Raw genomic sequence first — 22,603 nt, forward strand, 5'->3', positions numbered from 1 at the left:
CCGGTGCCACGACCGCGCCGGGAGCACGGCTGCCAGCTCGTTTCCCAAGGTCGACTTGTTCGTTCCTCCTGGCAGACGTCACCCGCTGGGGTGACGGGCGGCGCGCGAGGGCAGCTCCGCCACCGTTCCGGGAGCGCCGCGGCCGCGGCGGAAGGTGTGGACATGGTCGACCGCAGGCGGATTCTTCAGGCGACGGCGGCCATCGGCGCCGCGACGGTGCTCTCGCAGCAGGGCGGCTGGGCCTGGGCGGTGGAACGGGGCCGCGCGGGCACGCTGAATCCGAAGAGGATCCGCAAGTACGTCACGCCGCTCGCGGTGCCGCGGGCGTTGTCTCCCGCACGCGACGAGGCAGGCGGCCCGGCCCACTACCGGATCGGCGTACGCCAGTTCCGCCAGCAGATCCTGCCCCAGGGCCTGCCCGGCACGACCGTGTGGGGCTACGGGGACGTGTCGAAGCCGCGCACCTTCCGCAGCCCGTCGGGCACCATCGAGGCGAGTGTGGACCGTCCGGTGCGGGTCACGTGGGTCAACGAACTCGTCGACGCCGCCGGCGACTTCCGCCCGCACCTGCTCGCGGTGGACCCGACGCTGCATTGGGCCAACCCGCCGGGCGGCCTCTCCGGCCGGGACACCCGGCCCGCCTTCGCCGCGACGCCGGGCCCCTACCGGGGGCCGGTGCCGATCGTCACGCACCTGCACGGCGGGCGCTCGCTGCAGGACAGCTGCGGCTACCCGGAGGCCTGGTATCTGCCGAGGGCACGGAACATCCCGCGCGGCCACGCCACCGTCGGCACCTTCCACGACGAGTTCGGCGCGGAGTTCGCCCAGCGCCACGGCGTCACCTGGCAACCGGGCGAGGCGACCTTCCATTACGGCAACGACCAGCGCGCGGCGACGCTCTGGTATCACGACCACGCTCTCGGCATGACCCGCGTCAACGTGTACGCCGGCCTGTCCGGCTTCTACCTGCTGCGCGGCGGCTCCGCCGACCTGCCCCCGGGCGTGCTCCCGGGGCCCGCGCCCAGGCCCGGCGACCGGCGCGGCACCCGCTACTACGAGATCCCGCTCATGGTGCAGGACCGGTCCTTCAACAAGGACGGCTCCCTGTTCTACCCGGACAGCCGCGCCTTCACCGACGGTGCCGGACCGTACATCCCGGACGGTCCGTTCCCGCCGATCTGGAACCCGGCGTTCCTCGCCGACACCATGACGGTCAACGGCAGCACCTGGCCGGTGCTGGAGGTCGAACCCCGCCGCTACCGGCTGCGCCTGCTCAACGGGTGCAACAGCCGGGTGCTGATCATGAAGATCGTGACCGATCCGCTGGCGCACCGGCCCGCGTCGCCGGCGCTGCCCCTCTGGCAGATCGGCAATGACGGCGGTTTCCTGCCCGAGCCGGTGTCACAGCGGCAGCTGCTGCTCGGCCCCGCCGAGCGCGCCGACGTCATCGTCGACTTCACCGGGCTGCGCGAGGGCACCGAGCTATATCTGATCAACGAGGGGCCGGACAAGCTCTGCGGCGACGACTTCGACCCGTCGAACACGGCCACCACCGGCCAGATCATGAAGTTCACCGTCGGGCGGCTGACCGGTAGGGACCGCAGCGTGCCGCCGGAGGAGCTGGACCTGCCCCGGATCAGGCCCCTCGGCCGGGCGAGCCGGACCCGCCGGCTGGCCCTCGACGAGCAGCTCGGGCACGACCACTCGGTCAAGATGATGCTCTGCACCATCGACGAGCACGGGCAGGCGGTCCCGAAGCACTGGCACGACCCGATCACCGAGCAGCCCGTCCTGCACGCCACGGAGGTCTGGGAGTTGCACAACTGGAGCGCCCACGCCCACCCCGTGCACCTGCACGTCGTGCAGTTCGAGGTCCTCGGCCGGGGCAAGGACGGCACGCAGCCCCCACGGGCAGGCGACCGCGGCCTGAAGGACACCGTGCTCACCTTCCCGGGCGAGATCACCCGCGTGAAGGCGACCTTCGACCTGGCCGGCCGCTATGTGTGGCACTGCCACCTGCTCGAACACGAGGACAACGACATGATGCGCCCGTTCCGCGTGGGCTGACGGGCCCGATCAGCGTTCGGCACGGCATCAGGCTGTCGGCGCCCGCCTGGACGCGGGCGCCGGCGGGCGCCGAGGCGCACGTGCCACCTGACCACCGCACACACGGCCGTCCGCCACATAGCAGATAACCACCTACCAGGCATTATTCACTCATGTGACTGCCCTACCGATGGCGGACACATCGGGCCTACCGTGGAGTGACGGAAGGTAATCAGACCTGCCCGTAGCGCTGGAGGTCGTCATGCGTCGCCTGCTCACCACCGCCGCCCTGACCACGGGGCTGGTACTCCTCGCCTCGCCCGCCTACGCGTTCGCCCACAACAGGGTCGTCAACCCGTGGGCGCACACCATCCTGGACGTACTCACCCTGGCCGTCGTGCTGTCACCCGTCGCGACCGTGTTCACGTGGGGCGCGCAGCACCGCGGCCGGATGCTCGCCCTGATCGCGCTCGTACAGCTGCCGGTCGCGATCATCGCGTTCGTCCCCATCCTGAACCCGGCTCTGCACGCGGCCCTGCTGGTGGCCGCGCTGGCACTGACCGGCACATCACTGTGGCTGGTCCGCCGCCACGCCGCGGCCCCCGCGGTCGAAGCGGCCACGGTCACCGAGTAGCCCGCCGGCTACTCCCCCGCGCTGCTCTCCTTCCCCCGGGCAGCGCCCCGCGGCCCGCCGGCCTTCACGGCCTGCGGGCCGCAGTCGTGTGATCCGTCCACGACCCGTCGGCGGTTCGCACGCGCAGCCCGACGACCCGGGCGGCGTCGCGTACGAATTCGACGTCAGGGCAGCCGTCCACGACCGGACCCCAGCCGTCGTCCTCGGACGACACGGTGTGCGAGCGGCAGTGCTTCTCGTCGACGTAGCCCCAGGCCATCAGCAGGTCCCGGCCCGCCAGCGTGTAGTGGCCGACGCTGGCCAGCCGCCCGTCCGGCAGGCTGCACCGGTAGAAGCGGGCGGCCAGCTCCGGTACGGCGACGCCGTCCAGCTCGGCCTCCTCGGCGGTGCGGTGCAGCCGGTACTGGTCGAGGTCGGGCAGCCGCTGAGCGGCGATCGCCTGCGTGATGGTCATGTCGTGCTCAACGACGCGGCCACGTGGACGCTGCGACCCGGGCGGTGTTTCGGCTGTTCGGAGGGGCTATGCCGGGGCGGGAACCGGCTCGGCTCGCTGCGGCAGGCTCTGGCGGGCGCGCCGACGCAGTACCGCCTTGATCAGTTCCTCCACCACGAGCAGGGTGAGTGCGAGCCCAATGCAGACCAGCCACTGGTTGAGGCTGAGCCCGGTGGTGCCGAAGATGCGCTCCAGCGGTTCGAGCAGGGTGACCGCAAGGATGGCCAGCAGGGCGAAGCCGTACCGGCGCAGTTGGGCGATCCCGGGGATCGCGTCCCGGTCGAAGATCGTGCCGACCTGGTCGCGCGACAGCAGCCCGCCGACCAGGTGGAACAGCGACAGCGTGGTCAGCAGCATGGTCGCCCCGAGCACCGGCCCACCGTGCGAATGCCCGATCTGGTACGCCGCCAGCGACCCGACGGTCATCACCGCGCCCTGCACGCACAGCCGCACCCAGTTGGCCTTGGACAGCACCGGGGCGCCGACCGGCCGCGGCGCGTGCCGCATCAGGCCCGACCTCGGCTGGTCGAAACCCAGCGCGATCGCGATCGGGACGTCGATGACCATGTTCAGCCACAGGATCTGCAGCGGGTTCAGCGGCTGCCCGGCGGCGATGTTCAGGATGCCCGCGCAGAGGAAGATCGCGATGTAGGCGACCAGGGTCGACATCTGGAACCGCAGGTACTTGAGCAGGTTGTCGTAGAGGCCGCGGCCGTATTCGACGGCCTTGACGATGGTGGCGAAGTTGTCGTCGGTGAGGATCATGACGGCGGCCTCCTTGGAGACCTCCGTGCCGGTGATGCCCATCGCCACGCCGATGTCGGCGGCTTTGAGGGCGGGGGCGTCGTTGACCCCGTCGCCGGTCATCGCCACGATGTTGCCGCTGGTCTTGAGCAGCCGCACCAGCCGCAGCTTGTCCTCCGGCGCGACCCGGGCGATCACCCCGATGTCGGGCAGTTGCGCGAGCAGTTCCTCGTCGCGCAGGTTGGCGAACTCGGTGCCGGTGACTGCGCGGCCCTCGATACCCAGTTCCTTGGCGATCGCGGCGGCGGTCGTCGCGTGGTCGCCGGTGATCATCCGGACCCGGATGCCGGCGGCGCGGCATTCGGCGATGGCCGCCTTCGCCTCCGCGCGTGGCGGGTCGACGATGCCGACCATCGCCAGCAGCGTCAGGTCGCGGACTTGCTCGATCAGGTTCGCCGACGGGTCGAACCCGGACGGGTCGAAGTCGCGCTGGGCCACCACCATGACCCGTTCCCCGGCGGCGGCGATGCGGTCGTTGGCGTCGGAGGCCAGCTGCCGGTTGTCGTCGGTGACCGCGACGATCGTGCCGTCCGGCTCGCGGTAGGAGGCGGCCCGGCTGATCAGCACGTCCGGGGCGCCCTTGACGTAGCAGCGGACCACCGGCCTGCCGCCGTCCCCGGTCATCCGGTGGTACGTGGCCATGAACTTGTAGTCGGAGTCGAACGGCACCTCCGCGATACGCGGGTACGCCGCGCGGGTCTGCGCGATGTCCAGCCCGCCCTTGGCGCCCAGCACGATCAGCGCGCCCTCGGTCGGGTCGCCGATCAGGCTGTCGCCGTCGAGCACAGCGTCTGCGCACAGCACCATCGGCAGCAGGTACGGGTCCAGGTCGAAGCGCTCACCGCCGACGTGCTTGATCTCGCCGTCGGTGCGGTAGCCCTCGCCGGTGACGGTGAACCGGTTGCGCCCGGGGATCGCCAGCTCACGGGCCGTCATCTTGTTCAGGGTCAGCGTGCCCGTCTTGTCGGAGCAGATCACCGAGGTCGAGCCGAGGGTCTCCACCGCGGGCAGGCGCTTGACGATGGCGTTGCGCTGGGCGATCTCCCGGGTACCGATGGACAGCAGCGCCGTGACCACGGCGGGCAGGCCGGTCGGGATCGCGGCCACGGCCAGCGCCACACCGGTGATGAACAGGGTGTCGAACGACTCGCCCCGGGCCAGGCCCAGCAGGACGACCAGCACCAGGGCGATGCCCGCGATCGTCGCGATGATCTTCGAGAGGCTGTCCAACTGCTTCTGCAGCGGCGTCTTGTCGGCTTCCGTGCCGGCCAGCAGGTGTGCGATGTGGCCGATCTCGGTGCCCATGCCGGTATCGGTCACGATCATCTCGCCGCGGCCGCGGGTCACCGAGGTGTTCATGTACGCGACGCTGACCCGGTCGCCCAGCGGCACCTCGGTCCCGGGGACCGGGTCGGCGGTCTTGGCGACCGGCAGGCTCTCGCCGGTCAGGGCGGCCTCTTCGATCTCCAGCGTCGCCGCGACCGCGATCCGGCCGTCGGCGGGCACCCGGTTGCCGGCCTCCATCAGCACGATGTCACCGGGGACCAGCTGCTCGGCGTCGATCTCGACGGCCTGGCCGTCCCGGCGCACCCGGGCCACGGTCTTGAGCATCTGCGCCAGTGCCCGCACGCTCTCCTCGGCCTTGGCCTCCTGGCGCAGGCCGACGACGGCGTTGAACACGGTGAGGCCGACCAGCACCAGGGTGGTGCCCCACTCGCGGGTGACGAGCTGGTTCACCACGGCGGCGGTCAGCAGCACGATCTGCATGAAGTCGCGGTACTGGCGCACGAACGCCGCCAGCGCCGACTCCTTCTTGCCGGCGGCGAGCCGGTTCGGGCCGTGTCTCGCGAGCCGCTCGGCGGCCTGCGCGGCGGTCAGCCCGCGTTCGGGCCGCACCTCGAACGCCTGGGCGACGTCGGCGGCGCTGCGGCCGTACCACGGTGTGGCGCTGCCTGGTCCGGCCCCGTCCATGGTCGCTCGCTTCCTGACGACCTGCCCGCCCAGGCTCCACAAGCGCCGGAACACCAGGTTGGAACGGCATAGGCGGCCTACTGATGCAGAACACTATATTTCCGGCACGCGCAGCAAGTGCTCGATATGCGAAAACCACGGCTCACGGCTCGGTCGGACCGACGGCGCGTTGCAATTCGATGACTATCGATGCCATTCTGTACCCCTCCCCCGTCCACAGACCCCGGAGACGCCATGAGAAGTACCTTCCGCCTCGCCGTCGCGGCCGTTGTACTGCTGGCGGCGACAGCCACCGCCACCCCTGCGGTCGCCGCACCCGGAGCCGGGACCCGGCCCCTGTCGGCCGTCGCGCAGACCCCCGGCACCGCCTGGACAGTCGACCCGGTCACCGGGCGGACGACCGTGACGCTGGACGACACGGTCACCGAGCAGCAGGCCACGCGGCTGCGTGACGGCCTGCGCGGCGCGGACGTCGACGTGCGCCGCGAGCCGGGCCGCCTGCGCACCCTGCTGGCCGGCGGCGACGCGATCTACGGCAGCACGGCGCGCTGCTCGCTGGGCGCGAACGCGCGCCGCGGCACCACCTACTACCTGATCACGGCCGGGCACTGCACGAACAGCTCCGCCAACTGGTGGACCAACAGCGCCCGCACCATCGCGATCGGCGTGCGGACGGCGAGCAGCTTCCCGACCAACGACTACGGCCTGGTCCGGTACACGAGCGCGCTGAGCCACCCCAGCGCCGTCAACACCTATCCCGGCCTGCTGCAGCTGTACGGGACCGGCAGCGCGTACGTCGGCCAGGCGGTCTGCCGCAGCGGTGCGACCACCGGCGTACGCTGCGGCACGGTGACCGCCCTGAACGCCACGGTCAACTACGCCGAGGGCACCGTGACCGGCCTGATCAGGACGAACATCTGCGCCGAGCCCGGGGACAGCGGCGGCCCGCTCTACACCTCCGGCGGCATCATCCTGGGCATCCTGTCCGGCGGCACCGGCAACTGCACCACCGGCGGCACGACCTACTACCAGCCGATCGGCGAGATCCTCGCCGCGTACGGCCTGACCATCCCCTGATCCGGCACGGCATCCCTGCCCCGGCCGGACGAGCCGGGGCAGGTCCGTCTCGCCGCCACGCGAAAAGGTGCCAGGATCACATCCACAGATTGAAGTATTTCACTCGATACGCCAAGGTGTGCGCATGAGATCTCACCTCGCGCGGATCGCAGCGGCCACCCTCGCCGCCTTCGCGATCACCGTGTCCAGCCAGCTTCTCGGCAGCTCCGCCGCCACCGCGGCCCCCGCACCCGCCGCCGTGCGCGTGCTCTACTACGACGCGAGCCAGGCCGCCGAGTTCGTCAACGTCGTGCACCAAGGCGCGGCCAACTGGAACGCCCGGGTCACCAACGTACGCCTGGAGCGCTGGACCTCCGGCCGCCCGCTCAACATCCGCGTATACGCCGACAACAACTGGCCGCGCGCCTACGTCAACTCCCTGGGCAACGGCACCGTCTACATGGGCCGCCAGGCCACCGCCGAGGGCCACAACCCCACCCGCATCGCCGCGCACGAACTGGGCCACATCCTCGGCCTGCCCGACCGGCGCACCGGCGTCTGCTCGGAGCTGATGTCCGGCAGCAGCGCCGGCACCTCCTGCACCAGCGCCTTCCCCAACGCGCAGGAGATAACCAAGGTCAACAACCTGTTCGCGAGCGGTGCGCTGGTCACCGCCGGCTGGCGCGAAGACCGCGCCTGACGGAGCATCGCCTTCCGGCCGCCGTCAGCGGGGGCGACAGAGCTTCGAACGCGCTCTGCCGTCCCCGCGCACGGTTTCGTTCACGGGGCCACGTGCCGGTCGCGAGTGTGCAGGAGGCGGCACAGCAGTGCCGCCACCGCTCCCACCAGCACGCCCACGACCACACCGGTGGCGAGGCTCGACACGAGCGCGGCAGCCCTGAGCAGGACTTCCTGCACGGCCGGATTGACGTCGGCGAGGTTGCCGCCCAGGGACGGAGCGGCCCCGTCGAACGCGGCGTCCCACAGCACCTGGTGCCCGACCGCGAGGAACACCCCGTAGAGCGCGCCGATCACCACGACGGTCAGGAACGGGCGCGGCGGCCGCCGCCACACCACCACGGCGATCCAGCAGGCGAGCGGCCCGAACACGAGCAGCGCGTTCACCGGCGTCCCCTCCTGGATCAGCTCCAGGTCGTGCAGAACGACCCGCGGCGCAGCCAGGGCGGCCAACCCCACCAGCGCCGGCCACGGGAGCCCGAGCGGGCGCACCCCGCCGGTCATCGCACACCGCCTGTAGCAGCCGGCGGGGCGGTGCGGGCCCAGCGCAGCAGCGCGGTGAACGCGAGCACCGCGGTCACCGCCCCGCCAGCCACGCGCACCCAGTGCCCGGCGACGAACTCCGCGGCGACCCGGCGCAGCTCGTCGGCGCTGTGCGTGCCGAGCGGGTCGACGAACATGATCTCGTTGCGGGGCCAGAAGAACACGGCGGAGAACACGAACTCGCAGCCGAAGAACGTCGCCGCGGCGGCCGCGATCCACCAGCGCAGCCGCGGGTGACGCCAGGTCAGCAGGAGCGTGGCGATGCTGCTGACGACCACGCCGGCGCCCAGCGGCGGAAAGTAGTCGCTCGGGCCGCCCGCGATGACGAACTCGCGGGCTCGTTCCAGCGAGGCGGGCGGGTCGACGAAGATGTTCGGGTACAGCATCACCGTCTCGGCGGCGACACCGCCGAACGACAGCATCGACGTCCAGACCAGCGCGATCAGCGCGACCCAGGTCAGCCGGGTCAGGGACATAGGGGCTTCTCCTCCGGGATTCACCGCACCGGCGTGGCACGGTGGTCAAGGTCGCCGATGACGCTAGGCCGCGCGCCGTGCCGCGTCTGCCGCCCGCGAGCGCGATCCGGGGTCGCTTCCTGCCGTACGCCGCCCCGTCGCCGGCCCACCTGACCAGGGCAATGCCTCCAGGGTCGGCGCAGGCCGCATCGCTTTGCGGCGTACCCCCGAGCCGCCAGGTGTCGCCTCCGGGAGACAGCGCCGGGGCCTGCGGCGATCTAGGCTCGGAGCGTGCCCGGCCACCGACCGACCCGTATCGACGCGCTCCTGGCCATCGGCACGTTCGCACTGGTCGCGGCTGCCGTGGCCACCCACGGCGGACCGCCCGCGCAACTGGCCGCCGGCTACCTGGCCGCCGCCGGGTTCGGGGCGCTGCCGCTGCTGGCCCGCCACTTCCCGGTGCCCGCGCTCGCCGCCACGGCGGCCGGGGTCGTCGCCTACTACATGCTCGACCTGGCACCCGTCGGCCTTGCCGCGCACACCGCCGCGGTGCTGTACGTCGCCGCCGACGCCGGACGGGTCCGGGCCGCGTCCGTCATGGCCGCCGCCCTGCTGGCCGCGTCGATCGCGGCACGGCTGGCCGAGGGCGACGACCCGTCGATCGTGCTGGGCGTGGACCTCGGCTCGCAGGGCGCGCTGATGGCGGCCGTGCTCGCGCTCGGCGACGCGGTGCGCAGCAGGCGGGCACTGCGCGCCGAACTGGCCCGGCAGGCCGCGGCCGCCGCCGACGAGCGCCGTGCCGAGGCTGCCCGGCAGGTGGAGGCCGAGCGGCTGCGCATCGCCCGCGAGGTCCACGACACCCTCGGCCACGCCGTCTCCGTGGTGACCCTGCAGTCGGCGGTCGCCCAGGAGGCGCTGGCCGACGACGCGAAGGACGACGCCCTCACGGCCCTGGCCGCGATCCGCGCCGCGGGCGGCAGCGCCATGTCCGAACTGCGCGCCACCCTCGGCACGCTGCGCCGGGACACCGGTCCTCGACACCCCGACCCGGGCATCGGCGACCTGCCTGCCCTCGTCGACGGCGTCCGCGGCGGCGGCCTGCCCGTGGAGCTGCACGTCAAAGGGGACCTGCGGGCGTTGCCCGCGGTGGTCGGCACGACCGCGTACCGGGTGGTCCAGGAGGCGCTGACCAACGTGCTGCGCCACGCGCGAGCCACGAAAGCACAGGTCAGCGTCATCGCGGGCAGTACCCTGCTGTCGGTGGACGTCCTCGACGACGGCCGCGGCCCCGACCCGCACGGCCGCCACGACGAGCACGGCTACGGCCTGCGCGGCATGTCCGAACGCGTCACACTGCTCGGCGGCGCCCTCGAAGCCGGCCCGGCCGACGCGGGCGGGTTTCGGGTCCACGCCGAGCTGCCGCTGCCCGGAGGCCCGCGATGAGCGAACTGCGAGTAGTGCTCGTCGACGACCAGCACCTCATCCGCACCGGGCTGCGGGCCGTACTGGAACGCGCACCCGACATCACCGTCGTCGGCGAGGCGGGCGACGGCGCTACGGCGGTGGACGTGGTGCGCGACCGGCACCCCGACGTGGTGCTGATGGATGTGCGGATGCCAGGCCTCGACGGGATCGAGGCCACCCGCCGCATCCTGGCCGATCCGCGCCTGTCCCGGGTCCACGTCGTCATGCTGACCACCTTCGACGACGACGAGTACCTGTTCGAGGCGATCCGCGCGGGGGCGGCCGGGTTCCTGCTCAAGGACACCACGCCGGACGCGCTGCGGGACGCGGTGCGCACCGTCGCCGGCGGGGACGCGCTGCTGTCGCCGGCGGTCACCCGCCGGGTGCTGGACGCCGCCGCCCGCACCCCGGCCCAGGACGAGGCACGCCTGGCCAAGCTCACCGAACGCGAACGCGACGTGCTCGCGCAGGTCGGCACCGGCCGCTCGAACGCCGAGATCGGCGCGGTGCTGCACCTGAGCCCCGACACCGCCCGCACCTACGTCAGCCGCCTGCTCACCAAGCTCGACGCCCGCGACCGGGCGCAGCTGGTAGTCATCGCGTACGAGACCGGCCTGGTCCGCCCCGGCGCGCGGTGAGCGGGTCAGGCGGCGCGGACGGCGTCCACGACCCGGCGCACCTCGTCGGCGTCGGTGGCCTCGCGGCCGTCGCGGAGCACGGGTGCGCGCAGGTGCAGCTCCCGCGCCCCGGTCGCGGCGAGCACCTGCCGGACGTTGTGCGAGCGGATGCCGCCCGCGGCGATGACGCGCAGCCGGTCGCCGGCCCGTTCCCGCAGCGCGGCGATGCGTGCGGCGCCCTCGACGGCGGTGGGAGCCGCGCCGGAGGTGAGGACCGCGTCGGCGCCGAGTTCGATGATCTCGTCGAGCGCCCTGAGCTGGTCGTCGACCTCGTCGAAGGCCTTGTGCACGGTCACCGGCAGCGGCCCGGCCGCTTCGATCAGGCGGCGCAGGACGGGCAGGTCGAGGCCGCCGCCGTCGGTGAGGGCCCCGACGACCACACCGAGCGGGAGCCCGTGCGGGTTGGGCAGGGCGCGGACGGCGGCGATGTCGGCGAGCATGACCTGCTCCTCGGTCGCGCTCACCCGGAAGTCGCCGCCGCGGGGCCGGACCATGACCCGCAGCCCCGCGCGGGCCAGCGTGCGCAGGGCGATCTCGACAGCGCCCAGGCTCGGAGTGGTTCCGCCCTGGCCGAGATCGGCACACAGTTCCAGCCGGTCCGCTCCGGCGGCCTCCGCCACCAGCGCGGTCGGCACGTCGCTCACGCAGATCTCCACCGTGGTCACGCGGAAGAACCTACCGCCGGTGCCGGAAGCGAGCGGAAGGGTGCCCTTGTCATTTCGACTGCTTTCAGCGGCTATGATCAAAAACCATGTTCCATCCCCTGCGTATCGCCGTCGGCGGCATCCACATCGAGTCCAGCACGTTCTCCCCGCACCTGAGCACGGCTGCCGACTTCGAGGTCACCCGCGGCGACGCGCTGCTGGCGCGATACGACTGGCTCACGCAGCCGTGGGCCGCCGACGTCGAGTGGATCCCGCTCGTGCACGCCCGAGCCCTGCCCGGCGGTGCCGTGGAGCCGGCGGCGTACGAGGCCTGGGCTGCCGAGATCGCCGAGCGGCTCGCCGCGGCGGGCCCGCTGGACGGCATGCTGCTCGACTTCCACGGGGCGATGAGCGTCGTCGGCCGCGACGACGCCGAGGGCGACCTGATCACCACCATCCGCTCGGTGCTCGGCCCGCAGCCGTACGTGTCCGCGGCGATGGACCTGCACGGCAACGTGTCCCAGGTGCTGTTCGACGGCTGCGACCTGCTCACCTGCTACCGGACCGCCCCGCACGTCGACGTGTGGGAGACCCGCGAGCGCGCCGCGCACAACCTGGTCGAGGCGCTACGCCGGGGTCAGCGGCCGCACAAGGCCCTGGTGCACGTGCCGATCCTGCTACCGGGCGAGATGACCAGCACCCGCGAGGAGCCGGCGCGCGGGCTCTACGCGAGGATCCCGGAGATCGAGTCCCGCGACGGCATCGTCGACGCGGCGATCTGGATCGGCTACGCCTGGGCCGACCAGGCCCGCTGCCAGGGCGCGGTGGTGGTCACGGGCACCGACGCCACGGCGGCCGCCGACGCGGCCCGCGAACTCGGCGGACACTTCTGGGCCGCCCGCGACGACTTCGCGTTCGTCGCCCCGACCGGCACCATGGACGAGTGCCTCGACGCCGCGTTGGCCGCCGACCCGGCTCGCCGGCCGTTCTTCATCAGCGACTCCGGCGACAACCCGGGGGCGGGCGGCGCGGACGACGTGACCTTCGCGCTGGAGCGGATGACGGCCCGGCCGGAGATCCGCGACGGCGCACGCCGTGCCGTGTTCGCGTCGCTGGTGGATCCGCAGGCTGTCGCCCAGGTCGCGGACCGGCCGCTCGGTTCGGCGGTGCGGGTGACGGTCGGCGGGCGCATCGACGCCCGCGAACCGGGTCCGCTCCTGCTGGACGGGGTCCTGGAGGCGGTCGCCGACGATCCCGACGGCGGGCGGTGCGTCAGCGTGCGCGTGGGCGGGCTCAGCGTCTTCGTCACGTCGCGGCGGATGCAGTACCGGCTGCTGGAGTCGTACGCGCGGCTGGGGGTCCCGGTCGACGCCGTGGACGTGGTCGTCGTGAAGATCGGCTATCTGGAGCCCGAACTGTTCGACGCGGCGGGCGACTGGCTGCTCGCACTGACTCCGGGCGGCGTGGACCAGGATCTCGCCCGGCTGCCGTACCGCAACGTGGTCCGGCCGATGTTCCCCCTGGACCGCGACTTCACCGCCGACCTCGCCGTCGTGACCGGCTGACCTGCCCGGCTCAGCGGGTTTTTGCCAAGCTGGCGGCCTTGGAACGGCGAAGAACGCCGTTTCCGGTCGGAAAGTGAGGCAGGGCCCCACATCGTGACCGGAAACGGCGATCTTCGCCCAGCCTGCCCGCCCACGACCCGGGGAGAAGGCGGGACGTAGGTGGGTGGCGGGTCAGTGCGGTAGAGGGCCCATGATGGCGGGCTAATCCGCCCGTGCGGGCGCGCGATCGGCCTTCGGCACCTCGAAGGCGGCCCCGCGGCCGAACCGCGTCACTCGGGGCGGGTTTGCGCGCCGAGAACCGCATCGACCAGGAGCGAGGGTGCCGCAAGAGTTGTCAGTTGATCTCCAGGCAAGTTGAACCGCGTGGCAACGAATGCGGGCTCCTGCCATGAGACCACCGACCCTGGCCCGCCGTCCGCACGCACGAGGATGCGCAGCGGCAGATCGATGGCCAACTCGGGCGCAGCCAGCATGAGCGGTGTTCCGGATTTCGGGCTTCCCAGGATCAACACCTGAGTGGCCGGCATGTCGAGTCCGGCATCTCGCGCGGCTCCGGCATGGTCGATGACGGCGAACACGGTCGCGCCGCGCGATTCCGCCTCCCGGCGAATGGACGCGACGGTCTGCTCGACGTCGGCGGCGCTGTGGCGAGAGACCAGGCCTGACGTCATGCTGCTCTCCCCTTCATCCGGCCCTTCCCGTCCGTCCCCTTCCGCGCCGGCTGACGGTCAGACAGTCGGCGAAGGGATCGTGACGGCATGGCGGCATCAGCAGATGGCGTGCCTTTCTGACCATGATCCGCCAGGTTACGAGTAGCCCGACCGCGATCCGACCAGATCAAAGACATGATATCGAGCCCGTGGCACCGGCTCGGTGTCGTCGCCATCATCGCCATGTCAGGGACAAGCTGCCCCGGGCGGGAGTCATGCGTCGTTCTCCCGGCCGAGCACCGGCCCCGCTCACATGAACGAATCACTGCGGATCTTCCATACCAGACGTAAAGAGGAAATTGTTAGGATCACGCCCATGAGCCACGCTGTCCATAAAATCACCGTAGTGCCGGACATGGACAGGCTCGCGAGGAAAGGCAATGAGCCGAGCAATGCCAGAACGCTGATCCCGGGGAAGGAGATGGACAGCGGATTCAGTACGGGGTAGCGCCGGGGACTGGACCGGCGCGGCTGCAACCAGGTTTCCCAGCCGAGCCCGCCTCGCACCCGCCCACTGAGCTCAGTGCTGATGTACGCGGCAATGCTGTGGCAGGCGTAGCTGTGAGCCACGTGGCGGCCCGCGAGCAGGTAGGTCACCAGCGGAAGAACCAACAGAACGGCCGCCTTGTCCGCGCCTGACAGCGCGAGGCTGAATAACGCCCCTGCCGCAGTCAGCTGAATCGACAGAAGCGATTGCTGATTGTTGTGCCGGGCGATGATCTCCTCGCGCAACGCGGTGAATTCCGCGATGGCCCCGTCTTGTCCGGAGGACTTGTCTTCGGCCATTCTGACCTCCGCTGAGGCGATCGACGATGGGCGCGACGTGCCGCCGACCTCGATGGTGCGTCGACTTGGCAAGCCCACCGGGCAGATGACTCGCCTGCCTGCCGCAGGCACGGGGTCCGGCACCCGGAAACCGCTCGCTTGACCTGTACCCGTAGGTACAGGTTTACGGTCGTGCCGTGCGAGTCGGTGAACTGGCGCACCGCACCGGGACCACGGTCCGGGCGCTGCGCTACTACGAAGCGGCGGGACTGGTCGTGCCCCGGCGGCTGGGCAACGGCTACCGGGAGTACGACCCGATCTCCGTGCGCCTGGTCGAGCAGATCCGGACGCTAACCGCGCTCGGCTTCAGCGTCGAGGAGACCAGGCCGTTCGTCGAGTCGCTGAGCGACGGCGACGGCGCCCACCCGGCGGCGCTGGGAACGTACCGGCGGGCGATAGCCGGGCTGGAGCAGCGGATCGAGCGGCTGACCGGCCAGCGTGACGCGCTGCTGTCGCTGGTCGACGCCGCCGGGCACGGCGTGCCGCGGCTGACCGGCCGGGCCCTCGCGGCCGGTGACGACCCGTCGGGCCTGGTCGGCGCACCGCTGCCCGAGCTGACGTTCCGGGCCACCGACGGCACCGCGGTCGGTCCGGCGGCGTTCGGCGGTCGCCGGGTCGTGCTGTTCGTCTACACCCTGACCAGCAGGCCTGGCATCGCGGTGCCGGACGGCTGGGACGACGTGCCCGGCGCTCGCGGGTGCACCGTGCAGGCCTGCGGGTTCCGGGACGTGCACGCCGAGCTGCTGGCCGCCGGATGCGACCAGGTCTACGGCCTGTCGGCGCAGCCGACCGGATACCAGCGGGAGCTGGCCCACCGGCTCCGGCTGCCGTATCCGCTGCTGGCCGATCCCCGGCTGAGCCTGGCCGCGGCGCTGCGGCTGCCCACCTTCGAGACCGCCGGAGCCGCTTACTACCGGCGGCTGACGCTCATCGTGAACGACGGCGTGGTCGAGCACGTGTTCCATCCGGTGAGCCAACCGGCCCTGCACGCCGAGCAGGTGCTGCGCTGGCTCGCCGACCATCCCGACCCGAGGAGTCACATGACCGCCATCGACACCGTGCACGCCAGGGAGATCCTCGACAGCCGCGGCAACCCGACCGTCGAGGTCGACGTGCTGCTCGACGACGGCTCGCTGGGCCGGGCGGCCGTCCCGTCCGGGGCGTCGACCGGCACCGCCGAGGCCGTCGAGCTGCGCGACGGCGACTCCGGCCGCTACCACGGCAAGGGCGTACGCCGCGCCGTCGCGGCGGTGCTCGGCGAGATCGCCGACGCGGTCGCCGGGCTCGACGGCCGCGATCAGGCAGCCGTGGACCGGACGCTGATCGAGCTGGACGGCACCGCCAACAAGTCCCGGCTGGGTGCGAACGCGACCCTCGGCGTCTCGCTGGCCGTCGTGAAGGCCGCGGCGGCGTCGGCCGGGCAGCCGCTCTACCGCTACCTCGGCGGGCCCGACGCGGTCACCTTGCCGCTACCGCTCATGAACATCGTCAACGGCGGCGCGCACGCCGACAACCCGCTCGACTTCCAGGAGTTCATGATCGCCCCGATCGGCGCGGCGACGTTCGCCGACGCGGTCCGGATGGGCTCGGAGGTGTTCCACACCCTGCGCGCCGCGTTGCAGACCGCAGGTCACCACACCGCCGTCGGCGACGAGGGCGGCTTCGCCCCGCCGCTGCGCACGGCATCCGAAGCCCTGGCGTTCATCCGCACCGCGATCACCGACAGCGGCTACACCCCCGGCGTCGACATCGCGGTCGCGTTGGACCCGGCCGCGTCGGAGTTCTACCGCGACGGCGCCTACCACTACCGGGGCGAGGGCCGGGTGCGCACCGTCGCCGAGCATGTCGACCACCTCGCCGAGCTGGTCGGGCAGTTCCCGATCGTGTCGATCGAGGACGGTGTCGCCCAGGACGACTTCGAGGGCTGGAAGCTGCTCACCGAACGGCTCGGCGGGCGCTGCCAGCTGGTCGGCGACGACGTCTTCTGCACCAACGTCGAACTGCTGCGCGACGGCATCAGCCGGGGCGTCGCGAACTCGGTGCTGGTGAAGGTCAACCAGGTCGGCACGCTGACGGAGATGCTGGCCACGGTCACGGCCGCGCGGCAGGCCGGGTACAGCGTGGTGATGTCGCACCGGTCCGGGGAGACCGAGGACACCACCATCGCCGACCTGGCCGTGGCGACCGGATGCGGGCAGATCAAGACCGGCTCGCTGTCGCGCAGCGACCGCACCGCCAAGTACAACCAGCTCATCCGGATCGAGGAGGAGCTGGGCGAACGCGCCGTCTACGCCGGTGCCCGCAGCCTCGCGGGCGGCCCGGCCGCCTGACCCGGCCGAAAGACGCGCACGGGGGACGCGGGTGGCCGGCGGCCACCCGCGTCGTGCGGCGTCAGAGCGTACGGGACAGCCGGTCGGCCAGGCGGCGGGTGAACCCGGCCGGGTCGTCGAGTTCACCGCCCTCGGCGAGCACCGCCATCGCGTGCAGCAGGTCGACGGTCTCGGCGAGCACGTCGTCGTCACCGCGCTCGCCGTGTGCGGCGCGCAGCTTCTCCACCAGCGGATGCTGCGGGTTCAGTTCCAGGATGCGCTTGGCTTTCGGCAGGTCCTGGCCCATTGCCCGGTAGAGCTTCTCCAGTGCCGGAGACGCGTCGAACGCGTCCGACACCAGGCAGGCCGCCGAGGTGGTCAGGCGGGTGCTCAGCCGCACCTGCTTGACCTTGTCCGCTAGCCGGGTGCCCATCCAGGCCAGCAGCCCGGCGTAGTCCTCGGCGGCCGGGGCCTGGTCGGTCTCGGTCTTCAGGTCGACCTCGCCGCGGCTGGCCGAGGCGAACGTCTTGCCGTCGTAGTCGCCGACCATGTCGACCCACATCGCGTCGACCGGGTCGTGCAGCAGCAGCACCTCGATGCCGTTGGCCGTGAACGCCTCCAGGTGCGGTGAGTTCTCCAGGGTGGCACGCTGCTCGCCGACCAGGTAGAAGATCTCCGTCTGGTCGGGTTTCATCCGCTCGACGTACTCGCGCAGCGTGCTCGGCCGGGCCGGGTCGTGGGTGGAGGCGAGCTGCACCAGGTCGAGGATCGCCGCCTGGTTGTCGGGGTCGTTGACCAGGCCTTCCTTGACGGCCTGGCCGAACTCGCGCCAGAAGCCGGTGTAGCGCTCGGGATCCTTGGCGAGCATGTCCTTGAGGGTGCCGAGGACCTTCTTGACCAGGCGGCGGCGGATCGTCTGGATCTGCCGGTCCTGCTGCAGGATCTCCCGCGACACGTTGAGCGACAGGTCGGCGGAGTCGACGACGCCCTTGACGAAGCGCAGGTACTCCGGCAGCAGCGCCTCGCAGTCGTCCATGATGAACACGCGCTTGATGTAGAGCTGCACACCACGGCGGGTGCTGCGCGCGAAGAGGTCGTGCGGGGCGTGCGCGGGCAGGAACAGCAGCGCGTCGAACTCCAGGGCGCCCTCGGCACGCAGGTGGATCGTGTCGAGCGGGTCGGTCCAGTCGTGGCTGACGTGCCGGTAGAACTCGGTGTACTCCTCGGGCTTGATGTCGGCGGCGGACCGGGACCACAGGGCCTTCATCGAGTTGAGGGTCTCGGCCGCGTCCGCCTCGGGCTCGCGCATCCGGATCGGCCAGGCGATGAAGTCGGAGTAGCGCTTGACGATCCGCCGCAGCACCGCCGGATCGGCGTAGTCGTGCAGGTGGTCGTCCTCGTCGGCCGGCTTGAGGTGCAGGGTGACGGACGTTCCGACCGCGGCGTCGGCGACCGTGGAGATCTCGTACGTGTCGGCGCCGGCGGACTCCCAGCGGGTGCCCTCGGCCTCGCCCGCACGGCGGGTCACCAGCACGACCCGGTCGGCGACCATGAACCCGGAGTAGAACCCGATGCCGAACTTGCCGATGAGCTCGGCGTTGCCGTCCTGCTTGGCCTGCTGCCAGCGGCTGACGAACTCCGCCGTCCCGGACCGGGCGATCGTGCCGATCAGCTCGATGACCTGGGCGCGGGTCATGCCGATGCCGTTGTCGCGCACCGTCAGCGTGCGCTGCTCGCGGTCGACGGCGAGTTCGATGCGCAGGTCGCTGGTGTCGGCGTCGAGCTCCTTGTCGACCAGCGACTCCAGGCGCAGCTTGTCCAGGGCATCGGAGGCGTTGGAGACCAACTCCCGCAGGAACACGTCCTTGTTCGAGTAGATGGAGTGGATCACCAGCTGGAGCAGCTGCTGGGCCTCCGCCTGGAACTCGAACGTCTCGACCTGGCTCACCGACATCCCCTCTCTGCATTGGCACTCTCCACACCGGAGTGCCAACGCAGATTTAGCATCAAGGCGATGGGTGGGGCAACTCGGCGGGCCGACAGGGGCCACCACCTTCGGTCAGCGGGCCGGCAGGCGCCCGGTGCTCTGGCGTACGACGAGCTCGGCCGGGAACAGTTCGCGGTGGCCGGGCGGGACGTCACCGGACAGCAGCAGCCGCACCGCGGCGGCCGCCATCTCCTCCACGGGCAGGCGCATCGTGGTCAGCGGCGGGTTCGTGCAGATCGCGGCGACACTGTCGTCGAAGCCGATGACGCTGACGTCCTCGGGCACCCGCCGGCCGGCGGCGGTGAGCGCCTGGACCACGCCCGCGGCCATGAGGTCGCAGGCGACGAACACGGCATCGAGGTCCGGGTGCTGCTCCAGCAGCCGCTGCGCGGCGTGGTAGCCGCCCTCGCGGGTGAAGGTGGTGTCGGCGCTGATCTCGGCCAGTCCCAGTTGCTGGGCGGCTCGCAGGTGCCCGATGCGCCGGTCGGCGGCGCAGGTGCTGATCAGCGGGCCGTGGATCGCGGCGATCCGGCGGCGACCGAGGCGGTGCAGGTGCGTGACCGCCGTGTACGCCCCACCGATGTTGTCGGCGACCATCGCCGGGACCGTGGCCGCGGTCGGCACCAGCGAGATCACCCGGCGGCACCGGCGGTGGAACCGCGCGGCGAGCGTCGGGGTGATGTCGGACAGCACCGCGCCGAGGGTGACGTTGGCGGCGAGCTCGTCCAGCGCCTCGGCGGCCGATTCGTGGGTCAGCGCGTGCACCCGCAGTTGCGCGCCGACGCCCTCCAGCAGCGGCATCATGCCGGCCAGGACCCGGCCGTAGTACGGGTTCGAGCCCAGCCAGCCGCCGGGCAGGCTGCAGCTGACGGCGATCACGTCGACCACCCGCGGTCGGCCGGAGGCCAGGGCACGGGCCGCCTCGTTGGGCCGGTAGCCGAGCCGCGCCACCGCCTCCTGCACCCGCACCCGCAGCGGCCCGGACGCGCCGGGCGCATTGTTGATCACACGTGACGCCGTGGCCCGGGACACGCCCGCCACCCTCGCGACGTCATCGATCGTCGGTTTCGACCTGCTCATGTGGCCACCTGCACCCTCCGCCGCGTCACTGCGGCACACCGACGATACGGGCGAGAGCGCTCTCACGGGAAGCAGCTCACGCGCCATACGTAGACTGCCGACGATGAGCGGCGGACCCCTGGCCGATGTCGCCGCGGTGGCGTGGCATCGGCTCCACCACGCGTACGGCCCGGCGACGGACGTGCCCGACCAGCTTCGCGCGCTGCGCAGCCACGACGCGGCCCGGCGGACCGATGCGCTGTCGAGGCTGTTCGGCAACGTCTACCACCAGGGAACCAGGTGGCAGGCCAGCCACGCGGCCGTGCCCTTCCTGGTCGCGCTGGTCGAGGACCCCGAGACGCCGGACCGGGCCCGCGTGGTCGAACTGCTTCGCAGGATCGCCGTCGGCGACCGGCGCGATGACGCGCTGCCGTTCGATCCGCGGCAGGCGTTCGCGGCGGGGCACGCGTTCGACGGCCCGGAGCACGACGAGATCATCCAGCGGTTCCACGCCGAGGAAGAACTGGCGGACGACGAGTTACCGGTGCTGGACGCGGCGGCGGTGCGCTGGGCGGCCGACAGTTACTTCGCCGCCGCGGCCCGGCTGTCCGCGATCGCCGGCTGGGTGTCGGACCCCGACGACCAACTGGCGGCCCAGGCCGCTGCCCTGGTCGTCTGGTTCGAGCCCACCGACGCCCTGGTGGCGGCGCTGGTCGCGGTGGCCGAGCACCGGACACGGCCGAGGGCGAGCGCGAACCTGGCCCTGGCCCATGCGACGGCTTCGGACGTACGCATCGACCGAAGGCTGCGCGAGCTGGCCCTCTCCGGCACCGCGACGGTCGCCGTGACCGCGGCCGTCGCCTCGGCCTACCGCGACGGCCAGGCGCTGTCGGAGCAGGCGCTGTCGGTCCTGGTCGAGGCGTCCGACCGGGACGACCTCGAAGGTGTCCCCGGCTGGGACCGCGCCCTGCGCGGCTTCGTGATGCTCGCGCTACGGCGCCTCGGCCTGGGCTGACCGCGTCGGCACGACTGCCGGAGGCCTACCTGGCGGCCGCGACGTCGTCCGCGCTCCACCCCACGAACTGGGCGATGTCCTCGTCCGTCGTCTTCAGCAGGTCCACCCAGTCACGCAGCGCCTCGGCGAGGCTGTGCGGGATGCCCGGGTTGTCGGGGTTCACCGGATGCCGCACGACGTTGTCGATGTGGATGAACATGCCGTCGGGGTCCAGCTCCTCGAACACCTCGTCGTCAGGGTCGTCGTCGCCGCTGGCGATGACCTCGCCGGTGAGCCAGTCGGTGTACATCCAGCTGCTCTGGCCGGTCTGCCCACCGTCGATGATCCGGTGGCCGACCGCCTCCAGCTTGCCGATCTCGTCCGCGAGCCTGCTCTCCGCCTCGCGCTGCGAGACCAGATAGCGACGGACGTACTCCTGCGCCAGGTCCATGAACCCCATCCTCCGTGGAACGGCGTCGACGCTGCCCCGCCGAACACGGGCTACAGATTGCCCGGTCGCCGGCCCTTCGCCAAGGAAACACGCCGTCGGCACCCGACCCTGCCCGGCAGCCGACAGCAGCGGAGCAGCGCACCGAGGCCGCGCTGAATTACGCGATCAGCGAAGGGCCGCCGCCGCGCCGCCCGCCGCCGGTGCGGTCTCGCCGTTCCCGCCGATCGCCGAGTACGCGTTCCTGTCGGACTGCCACACCCGCGCGCTCGTCGCAGCCGACGGCTCGGTCGACTGGCAGTGCGTGCCCAGCTTCGACTCCCCCAGCGTGTTCGGCGCCCTGCTGGACCGGGAGGCGGGCACGTTCCGGTTCGCGCCGTACGGCATCGCCCACCCGACCGCCCGCTACTACTGTTCGGGTTCCTGCCGACGGACGACGAGCGGCTGTGCAAGACCGTCGACGCGATCGCCGAGGAGCTGACCGACAACGGGTTCGTGCTGCGCTACCGCACCGACCGACGACGGCATGAGCGGCAAGGAGGGTTGCGAACTGCTCCCAGTTTCATGGTCGAACGTAGTCAAATATCGTCATGTATGGTGTCCGGGTGAAGCTTTCGGAGTGGGCTCGCAGCCAGGGTGTGAGCTATCAGACCGCGTGGCGGTGGGTCAAGGACGGTCAGATGCCCGTCCCGGTCCGCCAGGCACCTTCCGGGACGTGGATCGTCGAGGGTCCGGCGGCTGCCGCCGGACGTGTAGTGGTGTACTGCCGGGTCCCGTCTGCTGATCAGCGCGGTGATCTGGATCGTCAGGTCGTCCGGGTGGTGCAGGGTGCCAACGGGTTGGGGTTGGCGGTCGGTGAGGTCGTCAAAGAGGTCGGGTCGGGCCTGAACGGCAGGCGCCGGGGCCTGCACCGGGTGCTGGCCGACCCGAGCGTGGCGGTGATCGTGGTCGAGCACCGTGACCGGCTCGCCCGTTTCGGTGTCGAGCATCTGGAGTCGGCTCTGGCCGCCACGGGCCGTCGGCTGGTGGTCCTGGACCCGCAGGAGACCGGTGACGACCTGGTGCGTGACATGACGGAGATCCTTACGAGCATGTGTGCGCGCCTGTACGGGCGGCGCTCGGCCAGGCGTAGGGCGCAGTTGGCGATGTCGGCGGCTACCGCGGACGTGAGGGAGCAGATG

Annotated in this window: 20 protein-coding genes and 2 pseudogenes; 12 read left to right on the forward strand and 10 right to left on the reverse strand. The window is 71.6% G+C overall.

Going from position 1 to position 22,603, the window contains the following annotated elements:
• Positions 1 to 162: 162 nt before the first annotated feature.
• Both AB0B35_RS07590 and AB0B35_RS07595 read left to right on the forward strand, forming a co-directional pair.
• Positions 163 to 2,067 (forward strand): multicopper oxidase domain-containing protein, encoded by a 1,905-nt coding sequence (locus AB0B35_RS07590; protein WP_361042011.1) that lies wholly within the window; start codon positions 163 to 165, stop codon positions 2,065 to 2,067.
• 241 nt (positions 2,068 to 2,308) lie between these two features.
• The gene (locus AB0B35_RS07595) at positions 2,309 to 2,680 is read left to right on the forward strand and encodes a hypothetical protein (RefSeq protein WP_361042014.1); all 372 of its coding nucleotides are present in this window, start codon (positions 2,309 to 2,311) and stop codon (positions 2,678 to 2,680) included.
• Between the two features lie 64 nt (positions 2,681 to 2,744).
• Here AB0B35_RS07595 and AB0B35_RS07600 read toward each other — a convergent pair whose 3' ends face one another.
• Complete coding sequence (locus tag AB0B35_RS07600) at positions 2,745 to 3,134, reverse strand: hypothetical protein (RefSeq protein WP_360526805.1); 390 nt, start codon at positions 3,132 to 3,134, stop codon at positions 2,745 to 2,747.
• Between the two features lie 66 nt (positions 3,135 to 3,200).
• Entirely contained in the window at positions 3,201 to 5,948 is a 2,748-nt protein-coding gene (locus AB0B35_RS07605; protein ID WP_361042017.1) for a cation-transporting P-type ATPase, read from the reverse strand.
• Positions 5,949 to 6,182: 234 nt separating this feature from the next.
• On the opposite strand from AB0B35_RS07605, the gene AB0B35_RS07610 reads away from it, so the two are divergent.
• Both AB0B35_RS07610 and AB0B35_RS07615 read left to right on the forward strand, forming a co-directional pair.
• A complete protein-coding gene (locus tag AB0B35_RS07610) occupies positions 6,183 to 7,025 on the forward strand; it encodes a S1 family peptidase (protein ID WP_361042020.1) in 843 nt (280 codons plus the stop codon).
• A gap of 124 nt (positions 7,026 to 7,149) precedes the next feature.
• The gene (locus tag AB0B35_RS07615; protein WP_361042023.1) at positions 7,150 to 7,704 is read left to right on the forward strand and encodes a snapalysin family zinc-dependent metalloprotease; all 555 of its coding nucleotides are present in this window, start codon (positions 7,150 to 7,152) and stop codon (positions 7,702 to 7,704) included.
• A gap of 80 nt (positions 7,705 to 7,784) precedes the next feature.
• Here the strand turns inward: AB0B35_RS07615 and AB0B35_RS07620 are convergent, their stop codons facing one another.
• Both AB0B35_RS07620 and AB0B35_RS07625 read right to left on the reverse strand, forming a co-directional pair.
• Positions 7,785 to 8,246, reverse strand: a complete 462-nt coding sequence (locus tag AB0B35_RS07620) for a hypothetical protein (RefSeq protein ID WP_361042025.1) — start codon at positions 8,244 to 8,246, stop codon at positions 7,785 to 7,787.
• Positions 8,243 to 8,761, reverse strand: coding sequence for a DUF1772 domain-containing protein (locus AB0B35_RS07625; RefSeq protein WP_361042027.1), 519 nt, complete (start codon positions 8,759 to 8,761; stop codon positions 8,243 to 8,245). Before AB0B35_RS07625 ends, AB0B35_RS07620 begins: the two co-directional genes overlap by 4 nt.
• A gap of 270 nt (positions 8,762 to 9,031) precedes the next feature.
• Here AB0B35_RS07625 and AB0B35_RS07630 point away from each other — a divergent pair, with 270 nt between their 5' ends.
• The gene (locus tag AB0B35_RS07630; protein WP_361042029.1) at positions 9,032 to 10,183 is read left to right on the forward strand and encodes a histidine kinase; all 1,152 of its coding nucleotides are present in this window, start codon (positions 9,032 to 9,034) and stop codon (positions 10,181 to 10,183) included.
• On the forward strand, positions 10,180 to 10,842 hold the full coding sequence (locus tag AB0B35_RS07635) for a response regulator transcription factor (protein WP_361042032.1): 663 nt from the start codon (positions 10,180 to 10,182) through the stop codon (positions 10,840 to 10,842). Before AB0B35_RS07630 ends, AB0B35_RS07635 begins: the two co-directional genes overlap by 4 nt.
• 5 nt (positions 10,843 to 10,847) lie before the next feature.
• Here the strand turns inward: AB0B35_RS07635 and AB0B35_RS07640 are convergent, their stop codons facing one another.
• Positions 10,848 to 11,546: a copper homeostasis protein CutC gene (locus AB0B35_RS07640; protein ID WP_361042035.1), complete on the reverse strand. Its 699-nt coding sequence runs from the start codon at positions 11,544 to 11,546 to the stop codon at positions 10,848 to 10,850.
• An 86-nt stretch (positions 11,547 to 11,632) separates the two neighbouring features.
• On the opposite strand from AB0B35_RS07640, the gene AB0B35_RS07645 reads away from it, so the two are divergent.
• Positions 11,633 to 13,090, forward strand: coding sequence for a M81 family metallopeptidase (locus AB0B35_RS07645; protein WP_361042038.1), 1,458 nt, complete (start codon positions 11,633 to 11,635; stop codon positions 13,088 to 13,090).
• Between the two features lie 269 nt (positions 13,091 to 13,359).
• On the opposite strand, the gene AB0B35_RS07650 is transcribed toward AB0B35_RS07645, so the two are convergent.
• Entirely contained in the window at positions 13,360 to 13,761 is a 402-nt protein-coding gene (locus AB0B35_RS07650; protein ID WP_361042040.1) for a DUF302 domain-containing protein, read from the reverse strand.
• Positions 13,762 to 14,049: 288 nt separating this feature from the next.
• On the reverse strand, positions 14,050 to 14,586 hold the full coding sequence (locus tag AB0B35_RS07655; RefSeq protein WP_361042042.1) for a hypothetical protein: 537 nt from the start codon (positions 14,584 to 14,586) through the stop codon (positions 14,050 to 14,052).
• A gap of 176 nt (positions 14,587 to 14,762) precedes the next feature.
• On the opposite strand from AB0B35_RS07655, the pseudogene AB0B35_RS07660 reads away from it, so the two are divergent.
• Positions 14,763 to 15,593, forward strand: a pseudogene (locus tag AB0B35_RS07660) (MerR family transcriptional regulator); the annotation flags it as partial.
• Positions 15,594 to 15,665: 72 nt separating this feature from the next.
• Entirely contained in the window at positions 15,666 to 16,955 is a 1,290-nt protein-coding gene (eno, locus tag AB0B35_RS07665; protein WP_361042179.1) for a phosphopyruvate hydratase, read from the forward strand.
• Between the two features lie 61 nt (positions 16,956 to 17,016).
• Here the strand turns inward: eno and htpG are convergent, their stop codons facing one another.
• Positions 17,017 to 18,888, reverse strand: a complete 1,872-nt coding sequence (htpG, locus tag AB0B35_RS07670) for a molecular chaperone HtpG (protein ID WP_361042045.1) — start codon at positions 18,886 to 18,888, stop codon at positions 17,017 to 17,019.
• A 105-nt stretch (positions 18,889 to 18,993) separates the two neighbouring features.
• Complete coding sequence (locus AB0B35_RS07675; RefSeq protein WP_361042048.1) at positions 18,994 to 20,001, reverse strand: LacI family DNA-binding transcriptional regulator; 1,008 nt, start codon at positions 19,999 to 20,001, stop codon at positions 18,994 to 18,996.
• A gap of 103 nt (positions 20,002 to 20,104) precedes the next feature.
• Between AB0B35_RS07675 and AB0B35_RS07680 the strand changes: the two genes are divergently transcribed.
• Positions 20,105 to 20,995: a hypothetical protein gene (locus AB0B35_RS07680; protein ID WP_361042050.1), complete on the forward strand. Its 891-nt coding sequence runs from the start codon at positions 20,105 to 20,107 to the stop codon at positions 20,993 to 20,995.
• Positions 20,996 to 21,020: 25 nt separating this feature from the next.
• On the opposite strand, the gene AB0B35_RS07685 is transcribed toward AB0B35_RS07680, so the two are convergent.
• Positions 21,021 to 21,425: a hypothetical protein gene (locus tag AB0B35_RS07685; protein ID WP_361042052.1), complete on the reverse strand. Its 405-nt coding sequence runs from the start codon at positions 21,423 to 21,425 to the stop codon at positions 21,021 to 21,023.
• On the opposite strand from AB0B35_RS07685, the gene AB0B35_RS07690 reads away from it, so the two are divergent.
• Both AB0B35_RS07690 and AB0B35_RS07695 read left to right on the forward strand, forming a co-directional pair.
• Complete coding sequence (locus AB0B35_RS07690; RefSeq protein ID WP_361042055.1) at positions 21,424 to 21,903, forward strand: trehalase-like domain-containing protein; 480 nt, start codon at positions 21,424 to 21,426, stop codon at positions 21,901 to 21,903. The genes AB0B35_RS07685 and AB0B35_RS07690 overlap by 2 nt on opposite strands.
• A gap of 124 nt (positions 21,904 to 22,027) precedes the next feature.
• Positions 22,028 to 22,570: pseudogene (locus tag AB0B35_RS07695) on the forward strand (IS607 family transposase); the annotation flags it as partial.
• Positions 22,571 to 22,603 lie beyond the last annotated feature (33 nt).

Origin of the sequence: Catellatospora sp. NPDC049133 (assembly GCF_040648455.1) — a bacterium.
Lineage (GTDB): Bacteria > Actinomycetota > Actinomycetes > Mycobacteriales > Micromonosporaceae > Catellatospora > Catellatospora aurea.